At 74.7% G+C, this 13,668-nt stretch carries 13 protein-coding genes; 5 read left to right on the top strand and 8 right to left on the bottom strand.

Features of this window, described 5'->3' with window-relative positions; translation table 11 throughout:
- Positions 1-11 precede the first annotated feature (11 nt).
- The 3 genes from BMY04_RS10555 (at position 12) to BMY04_RS10545 (ending at position 3,983) form a co-directional block, all read left to right on the top strand.
- Entirely contained in the window at positions 12-1,025 is a 1,014-nt protein-coding gene (locus tag BMY04_RS10555; RefSeq protein ID WP_091179507.1) for a YdcF family protein, read from the top strand.
- 86 nt (positions 1,026-1,111) lie between these two features.
- Positions 1,112-2,401, top strand: a complete 1,290-nt coding sequence (locus BMY04_RS10550) for an MFS transporter (RefSeq protein WP_232506239.1) — start codon at positions 1,112-1,114, stop codon at positions 2,399-2,401.
- Positions 2,402-2,528: 127 nt separating this feature from the next.
- The gene (locus BMY04_RS10545) at positions 2,529-3,983 is read left to right on the top strand and encodes an HNH endonuclease (RefSeq protein ID WP_139209821.1); all 1,455 of its coding nucleotides are present in this window, start codon (positions 2,529-2,531) and stop codon (positions 3,981-3,983) included.
- A 3-nt stretch (positions 3,984-3,986) separates the two neighbouring features.
- Here the strand turns inward: BMY04_RS10545 and BMY04_RS10540 are convergent, their stop codons facing one another.
- Positions 3,987-5,183, bottom strand: a complete 1,197-nt coding sequence (locus BMY04_RS10540) for a glycosyltransferase family 9 protein (protein ID WP_198410055.1) — start codon at positions 5,181-5,183, stop codon at positions 3,987-3,989.
- Positions 5,184-5,361: 178 nt separating this feature from the next.
- Between BMY04_RS10540 and BMY04_RS10535 the strand changes: the two genes are divergently transcribed.
- Positions 5,362-6,492, top strand: coding sequence for a S1C family serine protease (locus BMY04_RS10535; RefSeq protein ID WP_170854075.1), 1,131 nt, complete (start codon positions 5,362-5,364; stop codon positions 6,490-6,492).
- Here BMY04_RS10535 and BMY04_RS10530 read toward each other — a convergent pair.
- Positions 6,433-7,377, bottom strand: a complete 945-nt coding sequence (locus BMY04_RS10530; RefSeq protein WP_198410054.1) for a DMT family transporter — start codon at positions 7,375-7,377, stop codon at positions 6,433-6,435. The genes BMY04_RS10535 and BMY04_RS10530 overlap by 60 nt on opposite strands.
- Before the next feature lie 61 nt (positions 7,378-7,438).
- Between BMY04_RS10530 and BMY04_RS10525 the strand changes: the two genes are divergently transcribed.
- The gene (locus tag BMY04_RS10525; RefSeq protein ID WP_091179503.1) at positions 7,439-8,038 is read left to right on the top strand and encodes an HhH-GPD-type base excision DNA repair protein; all 600 of its coding nucleotides are present in this window, start codon (positions 7,439-7,441) and stop codon (positions 8,036-8,038) included.
- Here BMY04_RS10525 and BMY04_RS10520 read toward each other — a convergent pair.
- From BMY04_RS10520 to BMY04_RS10495, 6 genes are all read right to left on the bottom strand, one after another.
- Entirely contained in the window at positions 8,035-9,297 is a 1,263-nt protein-coding gene (locus BMY04_RS10520) for an MFS transporter (RefSeq protein WP_198410053.1), read from the bottom strand. The genes BMY04_RS10525 and BMY04_RS10520 overlap by 4 nt on opposite strands.
- An 81-nt stretch (positions 9,298-9,378) precedes the next feature.
- The gene (locus BMY04_RS10515; protein WP_091179501.1) at positions 9,379-9,996 is read right to left on the bottom strand and encodes a hypothetical protein; all 618 of its coding nucleotides are present in this window, start codon (positions 9,994-9,996) and stop codon (positions 9,379-9,381) included.
- A 26-nt stretch (positions 9,997-10,022) separates the two neighbouring features.
- Positions 10,023-10,814 (bottom strand): PIG-L deacetylase family protein, encoded by a 792-nt coding sequence (locus tag BMY04_RS10510; protein WP_091179731.1) that lies wholly within the window; start codon positions 10,812-10,814, stop codon positions 10,023-10,025.
- Positions 10,815-10,865: 51 nt separating this feature from the next.
- Positions 10,866-11,597 (bottom strand): SDR family oxidoreductase, encoded by a 732-nt coding sequence (locus BMY04_RS10505; RefSeq protein WP_091179499.1) that lies wholly within the window; start codon positions 11,595-11,597, stop codon positions 10,866-10,868.
- The gene (locus tag BMY04_RS10500; protein WP_091179497.1) at positions 11,594-12,385 is read right to left on the bottom strand and encodes an SDR family NAD(P)-dependent oxidoreductase; all 792 of its coding nucleotides are present in this window, start codon (positions 12,383-12,385) and stop codon (positions 11,594-11,596) included. The genes BMY04_RS10505 and BMY04_RS10500 overlap by 4 nt, the downstream gene beginning before the upstream one ends.
- Positions 12,386-12,420: 35 nt before the next feature.
- Positions 12,421-13,584, bottom strand: coding sequence for a lycopene cyclase family protein (locus BMY04_RS10495; protein WP_091179495.1), 1,164 nt, complete (start codon positions 13,582-13,584; stop codon positions 12,421-12,423).
- Positions 13,585-13,668: the final 84 nt, after the last annotated feature.

The following is a 13,668-nucleotide window of genomic DNA, read 5'->3' as shown; positions in this document are numbered from 1 at the left end:
ACGGTGGCGCCGTGGCGAGCCTGGTGATCGGAGCGGTCTTCGGCGTGCTCTACGTCGTCAGCCGCAACCGCGACCGGCGCCTGCTGCGCAACGGGGTCTTCCTCGTCGCCGCCGCGTGGTTCGTGCTGGTCGGCGCCGTCTCCCTGCTCGCCGAGGTGGTCCCCGGGTTCGCCGTGCTGGTCGTCGTCCTCGTGGCGCTCGCCCCCGCCGCCGTCCTGGTGCTGGCCGTCTTCGCGATCGTCAACGGGGTCACGGTGATCCGGGCGGAGGGGCTCTCACCCGGGACGTCGCTGTCGCTCGCGGCCGGCGTCGCCCTCCTCCTCCTGCCGGTGGCCGGGGTCGCGCTCTTCCTCACGCGCAACCCGCTCGGCATCGGGGCCGCGGCCCTGCTGTTCCTGCTGAGCGGCTACGCCGGGGTGGTCTTCGTCGTGTTCCTCGTCTACTCGGTCGTCTACGGCCGCGTGCAGCAGCATGGCGTACGGCCGGCCGCCCTGGTGGTGCTCGGCTCGCGGATCATCGACGGCCGGGTGCCGCCCCTGCTGGCCAGCCGGCTCGACCGGGCGCTGGCCATCTACCGCCGCGAGGCGGCCAGCGGCACGGCGCCGCTGCTCATCCCCTCCGGCGGCAAGGGCGACGACGAGACCCGTGCGGAGGGCGCGGCCATGGCCGACTACCTGCTCGCGCGCGGCGTGCCGCCCGAGGACGTCCGTCCCGAGACCGAGTCGCGCACGACCCGCGAGAACCTCGTGCTGTCCGCCCGCGTCCAGCAGGCCGCGGGCCGCGACGGGCCGGCCCTCGCGGTGACGAACAACTACCACGTCCTGCGGGCCGCGATCCTGGCCCGGCAGATCGGGACCGACACCCAGGTGGTCGGGGCGCCGACGGCGCGCTACTACGTGCCGAGCGCCTTCCTGCGCGAGTTCGTGGCCGTCGTCGTCGAGCACAAGCGGCTCCACCTGCTCCTCGTCGTGCCGTTCGTCGCCCTCACGGTGCTGGGCATGCTGGCCCTCTACTTCCTGCCCTGAGGCCCCGGCGGCGCCCACCCGCATAGGCGGCGTAAGTTCCTGCTCGGACCCGGGAGCGGTACCGGGTCCGAGGAAGGAGCGACCCCGTGAGCGCGTCCACCACCAGCCGGCCCGGCCGCGTACCCCTGACCGGTGACCAGCGCAGCGCGTTCCTCGCCGCCTTCCTCGGCTGGACGATGGACGCCTTCGACTACTTCATCGTGGTCCTCGTCTACGCCGACATCGCGAAGGAGTTCGGCGTCTCGCTGACGCGGATGGCGTTCCTGACCACGGTCACGCTGCTGATGCGCCCGGTCGGTGCCCTGGTCTTCGGCCTGTGGGCCGACCGCGTGGGCCGGCGCATCCCGCTGATCGTCGACGTCTGCTTCTACAGCGCGGTCGGCTTCGCGTGCGCCTTCGCCCCGAACTTCACCGTCCTGCTCGTGCTGCGCCTGCTGTACGGCATCGGCATGGGCGGCGAGTGGGGGCTGGGGGCGGCGCTGGCGATGGAGAAGATCCCCGCGCAGCGCCGCGGCTTCTTCTCCGGGCTGCTGCAGGAGGGCTACTCGACCGGCTACCTGCTCGCGGCGGCGGTCTACCTGGTGCTGCACCAGGCGTTCGGGCTGGGCTGGCGCTACCTGTTCGCCTTCTCGGTCCTGCCCGCGCTGATCAGCCTCATCGTGCGCAGCCGCGTCAAGGAGTCCGAGGTCTGGGAGGCCGCCAAGGAGCGCAAGACCTCCACGCAGGTGTCCGCCGTGAAGGTGTTCACCAACCCGACGGTCGTGCGGCGGTTCGTCTTCCTGATCCTGCTGATGACCGCCTTCAACTGGATGAGCCACGGCACCCAGGACGTCTACCCGACGTTCCTCAAGGCCACCGACAACGGCGGCGCCGGGCTCTCCGCCGACACCGCGCTGATCATCGCGATCGTCTACAACATCGGCGCGATCGTCGGCGGGCTCGTCTTCGGCGGCCTCTCCGAACGCTTCGGCCGCCGCCGGATCATCGTCTTCTGCGCGGTCCTCGGCCTGCCCGTGATCCCGATCTTCGCCTACTCGCACACCGCGGGCATGCTCGCGCTCGGCTCGTTCGTCATGCAGCTCTTCGTGCAGGGCGCCTGGGGCGTCATCCCCGCGCACCTCACCGAGCTGTCGCCCGACGAGATCCGCGGCTTCTACCCCGGCGTCACCTACCAGCTCGGCAACTGCCTCGCCGCCTTCAACCTGCCGATCCAGGAGGCCGTCGCCTCCACCCACGGCTACCCCTTCGCCCTGGCGGTCACGATCGTCCCGGTGCTGGTCGCCGTCGCCGTCCTCACCGCCCTCGGCCCCGAGAACCGCGGCGTACGGTTCGGCTCGCAGGAGAGCTCCGGGGTGCTGCAGCCCAGCTCCCGCTGAGGCGCTCGAGGCGTTCCCGCGGGAACGCCTTTTCAACGGTCGCGGGCTCCGCGACCTCGTCGGAACTGTCAGACCCCGTCCGTAGCGTCCTGCCCAGGTGCAGGACCGACGAGTGGGGGGCTCGACGATGGACGAGGTCAGGGGCACGGGTCACGAGGGGCTGACGCCGCAGCAGGTCGAGCGGGCGGCCGAACGGGCCGAGGCCGACGCGCTCGCCGGCCGCATCTGCGCCGCCGCCGCGCTGGCGGCGCAGAGCGAGGCGCAGCTGCTCGACCTGGTGGGGGAGTTCGACGCGAGCGGGGCCGTCCGGTACTGGACCGACGTGAAGTCGGTCGCGCACTGGCTGGGCTGGGCGTGCTCGATGACGCCGGGCGTCGCACGGGAGCACGTGCGGGTCGCCCGGGCCCTGCGCCGGATGCCGACCGTGCGCGCCGCCTTCGCCGAGGGTCGCCTCTCCTACTCCAAGGTGCGCGAGCTGACGCGCGTGGTCGACCAGGTCGACGACGCCCAGCTCTGCGTGCTCGCCCTGACCGCGACCGCGTCGCAGCTGGCGAGGACCGTGGCCGGGTTCCGCGCGGCGCAGAGCCTGCGCATGCGGCAGGAGGACAAGCGGGCGGTGTCCTGGCGCACACGCGAGGACGGCATGGTCGAGCTGCGCGGCCTGCTGCCCGCGGAAGAGGGCGCACTGCTCGTCGCCGCCCTCGAGGCAGCGCGGGAGCGACTCCGTGCGCCTGAGCCTGCGCGTGAGACCGCGCCTGAGACCACGGCTGCGAGTGCGGCCGAGGGCTCAACCGAGCGGAGCCAGGCGGACACCACGCCCAGGCCGCGCAACGCGGACGCGCTCCTCGACGTGGCCCGGCTGTACCTCGACGCCGCACCGGAGGACCGTTCGGGTGAGGATCGCACCCTGGTCGTGGTCCACGTCGCCGCCGAGCAGCTCGCCGAGGACGTTCCCGCGGGAACGTCCGTGGACCCGACCTGCCACGTCGAGGGCGTCGGACGGGTGGAGCCCGAGACCGCCCGGCGACTCGCCTGCCACTCGACCTTGCTCGGCGCGGTCGTCGACCGTCACGGGCAGGTGCTGGCCCTCGGTCGTACGCGCCGGCTCGTCTCGAAGGCGCAGCGCCGCGCGCTGATGATCCGTGACCAGGGGATGTGCCAGTTCCCGGGCTGCCACCAGACGCGTCACCTCGACGCCCACCACCGGGTCGCGTGGGCGGCTGGCGGCCGGACGGACCTCGACAACCTCGTCCTGCTCTGCGGGCGCCACCACACCTGCGTGCACGAGGGCGGCCTGCGGCTGCGTCCCCACCTCGGTGCCCGGGGCTTCGACGTGGTGACGCCGGAGGGCACCCGCCTGCCGACGTGGTGGGACGCCGACCAGCTCGCCTACCAGCTGCGCGAGGAGGTGGCGCAGTCGCGGGCCGCCCACGCCGCGACGCTCGCCGCCGTCGACGGGTTCGCGCACCCGGCCGCCCGCCGGGTACGGCCGGGCTGGACGGGGGAGCGCTTCGACCTCCACGAGTGCGTCGACGCGCTGTTCCGGATGGGGCCCGCTCAGGCGGCCGTCCTGGCCGCCTGAGCCTCAGGCGACGCCGCGTTGACTGCCCTTGGCGCGCCGGTCGCGGCCCGTCCGCCCAGCGGCGACGACCTGCGCCCAGAGCTCGCGGGTCTGCGCGAGCAGCTCGGCCTCGGGCACGTCGTGCGTCGCGCTCGCCCCGTGGCCGCACCAGCCGTCGAGGACGCGCATGCCGCAGACCTGGCAGCCGCCGTGCCAGGACACGAGCACCCGGTGCCAGCTGCGCGTGAGCGGGGCGACGTCGGCGAGGTTGGCGTACGTGAAGACCGCGACGGTCGGCGTGCCCACCGCGGCCGCCATGTGGCGTGGGCCCGAGTCGTTGCCGATCATCAGCGAGGCGCGGGCGAGCAGGCCCACGAGGCCGGCCAGGTCGAGCCCGCCGACGACGGTCTCCACGTCGCCGCCGTGGCCCTCGGCCACCAGCGCCACCCGGTCGGCCTCGCCGGGCCCGCCGACCACGACGACCCGGGCGCCCTCGTCGGAGAGCGCGCGGGCGACGCGGCCGAGCCGCTCCTCGGGGTAGCAGCGCCGTGCGTCGGTCGCCCCCGGGTGCACGACGACGAGCGGCCGGTCGTCGGGGGCCACGACCGACTCCGAGGAGGCGAGGTCGGCCGAGGTGACGGCCAGCCGGGGTTCCAGGCGCGTCCCCCACGCCCCGGCAGCCGCGACGACCTCGAGCCAGCGGACGGTGTCGTGCTGAAAGCTCGTGTACGGGACCCAGCGGTCCGGTTTCGGCGCCTCCGGCGTCGCCGCGCCGACGCTGACGCGCGCACCCAGGCGCAGCAGCAACGGGTTGGAGTTGCCCCCGCCGCCGTGCAACTGGACCGACAGGTCGTAGCCGTACGCGCGCTGCTCGGCGCACCAGGCCTCGACCTCCTCGGGGCCGGCGTCGGGCACGTCCGACTTGACCCGCACCCCGTTCACGAGGGGGATCGGCACCACCCGGTCGACCGGCCCGGGTCGCCCGTCCAGGAGGGCGGCGTGGTGGGCCGCGCCGAGCAGGGTGATCTCCGCCTGCGGATAGGCCCGGTGCAGGGCGTCGAGGGCGGGTTCGGAGACGACGTAGTCGCCCAGGCCGTTCGCCCGCAGCACCGCGATCCGACGGACGTCCGGGACGAGCCCGGCCGGTTCGGCGGGCAGGTCGAGGGCGGGACCGGCGGTGGTCGGTCCGGCGACGTCGGAGGCGGGCGTGGAGGACGGCACGAGGAGTTGCTTACCCCGGCCGCGCGGCCCGCACCGCGTCGGACCACGCGCCGGACCACCCACCGCAGGCGTACGGGCGGGCTCCTGCCGTAACGAGGGCCGCGACCGTACCGATGGGCCTCGTGTGCCACGCCCATCGACTCGTCCGCGCGCACTGCTCCTCGCCACCGCCGGCGCCGTGGTGGTGCCGCTCCTCCTCCTGACGGGATGCAGCCCCGCCCAGGTCGAGGAGCCGGCGCCGCCCGCGCCCGCCGGTGGTTCGACGGCCGCGCCCGGGCTGACCCGCCAGCAGACGATCGCGCTCGGCCGCGACCGGACGTTCCGCGTCGAGGCGACGACGTGCACGGGTGACGAGACCGGCAGCGGGTTCGTCGTCGGACGGCGGTTGGTGGTGACCGCCGCGAACGTCGTCGCGGGGGCTCAGACCGTGTCCGTGCGGGGGATGCGCAGCGGCTCGCTCGGCACCGTGATCGGCATCGACCACGAGCGCGACGTGGCGCTCATCAGGACGAAGCGCGACGTGGGCACCGGCGACCCGCTGACCTTCGCCGAGCACGAGCCCCAGCCGGGGGACGACATCGTCGCGGTCGGCTACCCCGGCGGGCGGCCGCAGACGCCGACGAGCGGCACGGTGAGCCGCCTCCACCAGTCGGTCGACGTCGAGGGCCGCCGGCTCCTCGACCTCGTGCAGTTCGACGCGGACGCCAGCCCCGGCACCAGCGGCGGGCCGCTGCTCGACCTGCACGGCGCGGTCGTCGGCCTCACCGAGGGCCAGGACGACAGCGGTGCGGACCTCAGCTTCGCGGTCTCGAGCCGGACGGCCCGACCGCTGGTGGCGGCCTGGGCCGCCTCACCCTCCGAGGTCGACCCGACCCGGTGCCGGCAGAAGGCGAGCACCGTGGACGACCGCAGCGGCAGCGCCGACGGGCCGGGCATCGCGTACGCGATCGGTCAGTACTACGACAACACCAACGCGGCCGTGAAGGCCCGCGACGCCGACCCCGACGAGAGCCTGAGCCACTACTACGCCGGCTACGACATGCTCAGCGGGCGCCTGCGCAAGCACCTCGGATCGTTCGACGACTTTCGCGACGACCGGCTGGACGTGCACTACTCGCGCATCCGGGTGCTGAAGGTCAGCCAGGTCGACGAGGTGACCGACACCGCGGAGGTGACGTTCCGCCGGCTGCAGCCGGCGAAGGGCGGCGACTGCACGGCGTTCCACTACCGCGTGCAGATGCGGGTGGCGTCAGGGCGCTGGACGCTCGACGACCGGACGACCTTCAAGGACAACGGGCGCGACTGCTGAACTGGCACCGCCCAACCGGCTCAGGGCCAGCAGGACGCCCACCGCGCTGATCGCCAGGCCGACGAGCCCGAGCAGGGTCACCGGCTCGCCGAACATCACGAAGACCCACAGCATCGTCGTGGGCGGCGTCAGGTAGAGCAGCGTGCTCACCGCCGTCGCGCCGCGGGTGCGGGTCAGGTAGACGTACAGCCCGTAGCCGCCGAGGCTCGTCAGCACGATCAGCCAGACCACCGCGAACCAGAAGCCGCCGTCCCGCGGCGGTCGCGCCTGGCCGGCCACGGCGGCTGCGGCCATGAGGGCGACCGCGGTGACGACGGCCTGCATGGTCACACTCTGCAGCAGCGTCTCCGGGGGTCGCAGCCGCCGGGTGAGGACGGTCCCCGCGGCGAGGCAGAGCATCCCGGCGGTGGGGAAGAGGTACGCCAGGCCGGGGGCGGAGGCGGCCGCGATGTCGCCGCTGACCACGACGACGACGCCCGCCAGCCCGATCACCATGCCGATCCAGGTGGTGATCGTCGAACGTTCTCCGAGGAACCGTCCGGCCACGGTCGCGACGAGCAGGGGCTGCAGCGCCGCGATGAGCGCGGCGGTCCCGCCGTGCACCCCGCGCGAGACGCCCTCGAAGACCAGGAACAGGTAGGCCACCTGGCACAGGACCGCGAGCAGGCCCTGCCGGGCCCACGCCCGCCAGCCGCGCAGCGACACCCGCTTGACGAGGGCGACGACCAGCAGCGCGGCGGCCAGGAGCACGAACCGCCACCCGAGCAGGGCCAGCGGCGTCCCGCCGGCACGGACCCCGAGCTCGGCGCCCACGAAGCCCGAGCTCCACGTCACCACCAGCGCGACGGCGGCCAGGGCTGAGCTCGAGGGGCGTACGCGGGTCACGGGTGGTTGTCTACCCCACCGCACCGGTCCTCGCCCTGCGTGACCACGGCAGGATGACCCCATGAGCGAGGGCGACGGGCGGCGGGCGCCGCAGGAGCTGTGGATCACCGGGGACCCGGAGGCCGACCACCTGCTGAGCACCAGCGGCAACGCGCTGCTCGTCGGGATGACGCTCGACCAGCAGGTGCCGATGGAGAAGGCGTTCAGCGGGCCGTACGTCATCGCCACCCGGATGGGCGGGACGTTCGACGTGCCGGCGATCGCCGCGCTCGACGTGGACGACTTCGTCGCGGTCTGCGCCGAGAAGCCGGCCGTGCACCGCTTCCCGGGCTCGATGGGCAAGCGGGTGCACGAGGTCGCCCGCCGGCTCGTCGAGGAGTTCGACGGCGACGCCGTGAACCTGTGGTCCTCGGCGCCCGACGGAGCCGCGCTCAAGCGGGCCGTCGCGGGGCTGCCGGGGTTCGCCGACCAGAAGGCGTCGATCATGGTCGCGCTGCTCGGCAAGCGCTGGGGCGTCCGGCCCGACGGCTGGCGCGAGGCTGCCGGGCCGTACGGGAACGAGGGCGAGTTCCGCTCGGTGGCCGACGTGGTGGACGCGGAGTCGCTGCAGAAGGTCCGGGCCTTCAAGAAGCAGGCGAAGGCCGCGGCGAAGGCGGGCTAGGCGCGCTGCAGCGACTCGTCCGCCTGCTCCTCGACGGCAGCGGGGACGCGCTGCGCGGCGAGGTGGCGGTGCACCTGCCAGGCGGCGCCGATCGCCACGGCGCTGATGAGCACGTGCAGCCCGACGAACCCCTCGCCGTGGCCGCCGCTGAGGGCGAGCCCGGCGACGAGCGGCCCGAGCGCGGAGACGCCGGTCTGCAGCCCCGTGAACAGCCCGAGCGTGGCGCCGAGGTGACCCTGCGGGGCGAGGCTCGCGACGAGCGGGTTGAGCACCGGGCCGTACATCGTCTCGCCGAGGGCGAAGACGCCGAACGTCCCGACGAGCACGACGGCGGCGAGCGCCGGGAACGACGCCACGACGCCGAGGGCGACCCAGCAGGCCAGCCAGATCGCGCCGACGGCCATGAGCAGCGGCGCGGCCGGGCGGTGAGCCGTCCAGCGCACGACCGCGAGCTGCAGGGCGATCAGCACGAAGCAGTTCACCGCGGCGGCGAGCCCGACGGTCCGGGCGGGGACGTCGAGGACGGTGAGCGCGTACGCGGGCAGGCCCGTGTCGAACTGGGCGTAGAAGGCCAGCGCGAGGGCGACGGTGAGCACCGCGGTCCAGCGCAGGGCCGGGGCGCGCAGCACCAGGCGCATCGCTGCACCCGCCTCGCCGCGCCCGCGAGCGAGCCCGGCGGAACCCGCCGCCTGCGTCCGCTCGCGCGGCAGGACAGCCATCATCCCGGCGGAGACCAGGTAGCCGACGGCTGCGGCGACGAACCCGACGTCCAGGCCGTCCGGGGCGGCGAGGTCGACGAGGTAGCCGGCGACGAAGGCGCCGACGCCCATGCCGAGCGCCTGCCCGGCGGCGAGCCAGGCGAACATGGTGCGCCGGTCAGCGCCCTCGCTCGCACCGAGCAGCAGGACCGACTGCGCCGGTCCGGCCGCGGCCATGGCGAAGCCGAAGGCGGTCATGCCGAGGACGTACGCGGTCGGGGTGTCGGCCAGCACCAGCGAGCCGACCGCCAGCGCGGCGGCGAGCTTGGCGACGACGGCGACCAGCGCCGGCGCGAAGCGGTCAGCCAGGCGGCCGCCGACCGGGCCGGCCACCAGCGCGGCGACGGAGAACAGGCTGGCGCCGATCGCCGCCACCGCCCCGCCCCAGCCGCGCGTCTCCGCGGCGTACGCGTACTGGTACGGCAGCACCGTGCCCCAGCCGAGCATCGCCACCGTCGAGGCGCCGATGACCCACCGGCTGCCCCGTCCCACGTCCTGCACGTCCTGCTCCTCGTCCTCGTACCCGAGGTTTCGCAACGAAGGCTTCGATGTCGAAATTCCCGGGTTGGAGAACGTACCTGCTCACCCCAACCGGTCGCGGACGCGTGCCACGCGCTCGAGGACCGTCTTGCGAGCCGCGTGCGCGCGCTCGTACGCCTCCACCCGGTCGAGGGTGGCGGCGTCGTCGACGTGGCCGACGGCCTTGACCGCCTCCTTGGCGTCGAGGTCGGCGAAACCCTCGATCCCGGGGTCGTCGTGCTCGCGCGCGTGCCGCCCGGCCCGCTCGGCCGCGTCGGTGTTGGGCACGAACTGCTCGCCGTGGGCGCTGCCCTCCGCCTTGCGAGCGTTCGTCGCCTTCTTCTCCGCGTCGCTCAGCTCGTCCCAGGCCTCCTTGGGCAGGTAGCGCTTCGACGCCCCGCCCTTCTCGTCGGGCGAGCCGGTCCGGGCGTCACCGCTGCCGTCGGAGGTCTGCCAGTCCTCCTTCGACCACTGCGACAGGTGCTGCTGGGTCTCGTCCTTCTCGCCGAGGTAGCCGCCGCCCTCACGCTCGTACGCGGCCTTGAGCAGCTGCGCCTTGCGCGCGCTCCACTGCCCGGGCTTGCCACCCTTGTCGCCGGCCTGGACCTCGTCCTTGAGCCGCGCGCGCAGGTCGGGGTCGGTGTACTTGTCGTCCCAGCTCTTCGGGTGGTTGGCCGCCATGGCCGCACGCTAGGCGAGCGCGGCCCTCAGTTGATGCGCGAAACCGCGAACACCTCGGCCAGGTGCCCCTCGGGCAGGCCGGCGCGCTCGGCGTTGGCGGCGTTCCACCCGCGGAGCATCCCCTCCAGGCCGTCGCCGAGGTGCGCGGTCTGCGAGGCGTGGGCCTGCAGCGCCGCGACCTTGCGGTCGAACCGGTCGGTGATGTCGACGGTGTGCGGGCTGTCGGGGTGGGCCATCAGCCACAGCTCGACGACCTTCCACGGCTCGAGGCCCTCCTCGAGCACCAGCTCCGGCCACGCGAACCGGTTCTCCGAGGCGGGGTAGACGGCCCGGACGGTGGCCTCGCCGGCGGCCAGGTGGTCGGGGTGCGACGCCTGCAGGCGCTGGAGCATCCGGACCGGCGACTGGCACAGCACCCGCTGCGGGCGGACGTCGCGCAGCACCCGGACGATCTCGCGCTGCAGGTCCCAGGTGGGCTCCAGCCAGCCGTCGTTGAACCCGTCGAGGAAGCGCACGTCGGTGACGCCGACCGCGGCGGAGGCGGCACGCTGCTCCCGCTCGCGCAGCAGCGGCATCTCGTCACGGGGCGTGTCGTCGAACCCGCCCTGGTCGCCGCGGGTGCAGAGCAGCAGGGTCACCTCGATGCCCGCCGCGACCCAGCCCGCGACGGTCCCGGCCGCACCGAAGTCGGCATCGTCGGGGTGCGCGGCGACCACGAGGGCCCGCTCCACCTCGGCGTCGGGCAGGGGCTCCGCCCAGCCGAAGGGGCTGCCGCCGGTGGTCTGCTGCGGCGGTCGGGTCCCGCCCTGCTCGGTCACGCGCACAGGTTACGGTCCCGGCGCACCCCGCTCGGGCTTGCGAGACGGGGATCAGGTCTGCGAGACGGGGCTGACCACGAGCTCGTCGATGCGGACGTGCGCGGGGGAGTCGAGCACGAAGAGCACGGTGCGGGCCACGTCGTCGGGCGTCAGCATCACCGCGCGGGCCGCCTCGTCGGGCACCTGCGGTCGGAAGCCGAGGAAGTCGGTGTCCACGTCGCCCGGGCACAGGTGGCAGGCACGCACGCCGTGGCGGGCCTCCTGCGCGTTGAGGGTCTGGCAGACCATGGTCAGCGCCGTCTTGCTCGAGGAGTAGGCGACGCCGGCGCCGGGGGAGAAGCGCCAGCCCGAGTACGACGACACGACGACCACCTGGCCGCCGGAGGCCCGCAGGTCGGGCAGCGCCGCGTCGACCACGGCGACGACCCCCGTGAGGTTGGTCGTGACGACGTCGGAGAAGCCCGCGAGGTCCTGGTCGGCCCACGCCCGCCGCGGCTGGTTCAGCCCGGCGGCCAGCACGAGGTCGTCGACCCGGCCCCAGCGCTCGCGCACGAGCGCCGCCGCACCGGGCACCGCGCCCGCGTCGGCCACGTCGAGCGGCACGACGAGCGTCTCGCCCCCGGCGTCGCGGCCCGCCTCGGCGGCGAGCGACGCGGTCTCCTCCAGCGCCTCGCGGCGGCGGCCGGACAGCGCGACCCGGCGCCCGGTCCGGGCGGCGGCGACGGCGGCCGCCCGTCCCATGCCGCTGCCGGCCCCGGTGACCCAGACGACGCGGCCGCTCACGCGCGCGCCTGCTCGTACGCGCGCTGCGGCAGCTGGGTCGCGAGCTTGCCGCCGCTGACGTCGAGCAGCGTGCCCGTCACGTAGCGCGCGGCGTCGCTGGCCAGGAACAGCACGGCGTCGGCCACCTCCTGCGGGTCGCCCCACCGACGCAGCGTCAGGGTGTCGAGCAGGCGCTCCTGCGCCGCTTCCGGCATGTCGGCGAAGCCGTTCATGGCCGTCGGGACCATGCCCGGCGCGTAGCAGTTCACGGTCACGTCCCACGGCCCGAGCTCGCCGGCCAGAGCGCGGGTCAGCTGGACGACGGCGGACTTGGTGGCGGCGTACGCGCCGGCGCCGATCGCGGGGACGATCGCGGCGAACGACGCCGCGTTGACGATGCGGCCCGAGCGCTGCGCCTTCATGGGCCCGGCGACGGCGCGGCACATCTTGAACGTGCCGCCCACGTTGACCGCGAAGCAGCGGTCCCAGTCCTCGTCGGACAGGTCCTCGATGCGGCCCTCGAGGATGACGCCGGCGTTGTTGACGAGCACGTCGACGCGGCCGAAGCGCTCCACCACCTCCTGGACCAGGGCCGTGGTGCCGGGCCCGTCGGTGACGTCGCAGGGCATCGACGCCCCGTCCACCCCGGCGGCGGCGCGCGCCTCGTCGAGCCAGGCCAGGGAGTCGGCCGCCAGGTCCACGCCCACGACCACGGCGCGCTCGCGCACGAACGTCTCCGCGATCACCCGTCCGATGCCGCGCCCCGCGCCCGTGACGACCACGACGCGCCCGCTCAGGTCCAGCTCCACCCTCGGCTCCTTCGCTCGAGGCGGTCGCCGTTTGTTCAGGACCGCCGCGCCCATCGTGGCAGGGAGGAGGTGACCGCCACTGCGGTGAGGGGGGCCGGGAGCGTCCGGGCCATCTGCGCCATCGCGCTCAGGGTGCCCGCCGGGTCGGTGCGGTCCGACAGGTACGCGCGCTGCCGGGCGGCCGGCAGGGCGAAGAAGGCGGCGAAGAAGCGCTCGACGCCGTCCGGCGGCAGCCGCAGCAGCGTGGTGAGCCCGGTGGCCCGCAGCCGCTGCACCTGACGGGCCCGCGGCGACCAGAGCACCGACCAGACGTCGCGGCCGGAGGCGACGGCCTGGGCGAGGTCCTCGGCGACGCGCAGCGCGAGGGCGACGCTGTAGCCGGTCGCGGGGTGCATGAGCCCGGCCCGTGCGCCGAGAGCGACCGGCCGGTTGCCGTCGCGCCGACGCCCGGGCGGTGGGACGTCCGGGTCGGGCTCGACGCTGAAGCGCACCCGTTCGACGCGCTCGTCGCCGCGCAGGACGACGCCCCGGGCGGCCAGGCGGCGCTCAAGGCGCCGGCGGAGCTCGTCGAGCCCGAGCGCGGGGCGGCCCACGAGGCAGGTCTCCTCCAGCAGCGTCGTGCGGTCGTCGAGCGGGACGGCGTAGAGGAAAGACGGGGGAGCGCCGGGTTCCGTGTCGCCCGGCTCGCGCCAGTCGTCGCGCCAGTCCATGAACCACGGCCCCCCGGCCGGCGCGGCCCGGCCGGTCTCCACGACGACGCCGTACGCGGTCTGCGCCGCCCGGCCCTCCTGCGGGCGGGAGCCGCGGGCGTCGAGCACGAGGTCGGCCTCGAGCACGGTGCCGTCGGCCAGGCCGACGCGGTGGGCGTCGGCGTCGACCACGGTGCCCGGCACCACCGCGACGCCCTCGAGGTCGAGCGCGTCCTGCAGCGCGGGTGTGTCCAGGACGACGTAGGTCCGGTCCACGCGGTGCTCGCCGCCGGCCCAGGCACGCGGGCCCGGCGTCCGGGTGGCCACGACGGCGTCGGGCAGCCAGCCGGGCAGCTCGTCGGCCCACGCCGCGTACGTCGGCGTCCAGCGGCGTGCGGGGTGCGGGTCGACCGCGACGACGTCGACCCCGGTGGCCGCCAGCCGGTGCGCGGCGGCCCGGCCCGCGGGACCGAGGCCGAGCACGACGACCGGCCTGCGGGTGGTCGCCACGGGCCGAGTGTGCCAGCCGTCGTCCGGAGGGCGTGCTGAGCGGGTGCATGCGTAGGCCCTCAGGGGTGCAACCGCTTGAAGGTG

The organism is Microlunatus flavus, from assembly GCF_900110855.1.
Classification (GTDB): domain Bacteria; phylum Actinomycetota; class Actinomycetes; order Propionibacteriales; family Propionibacteriaceae; genus Microlunatus; species Microlunatus flavus.
Note: the sequence above shows the minus strand (reverse complement) of the source record. Positions and strands in the feature narration are given on the sequence as shown.

What these genes read in the sequence shown, in the direction of transcription:
- BMY04_RS10515 (WP_091179501.1), bottom strand. Translation starts at nt 9,996, where the DNA reads ATGGCGGCCAACCACCCGAAGAGCTGGGACGACAAGTACACCGACCCC.
- BMY04_RS10525 (WP_091179503.1), top strand. Translation starts at nt 7,439, where the DNA reads ATGAGCGAGGGCGACGGGCGGCGGGCGCCGCAGGAGCTGTGGATCACC.
- BMY04_RS10545 (WP_139209821.1), top strand. Translation starts at nt 2,529, where the DNA reads ATGGACGAGGTCAGGGGCACGGGTCACGAGGGGCTGACGCCGCAGCAG.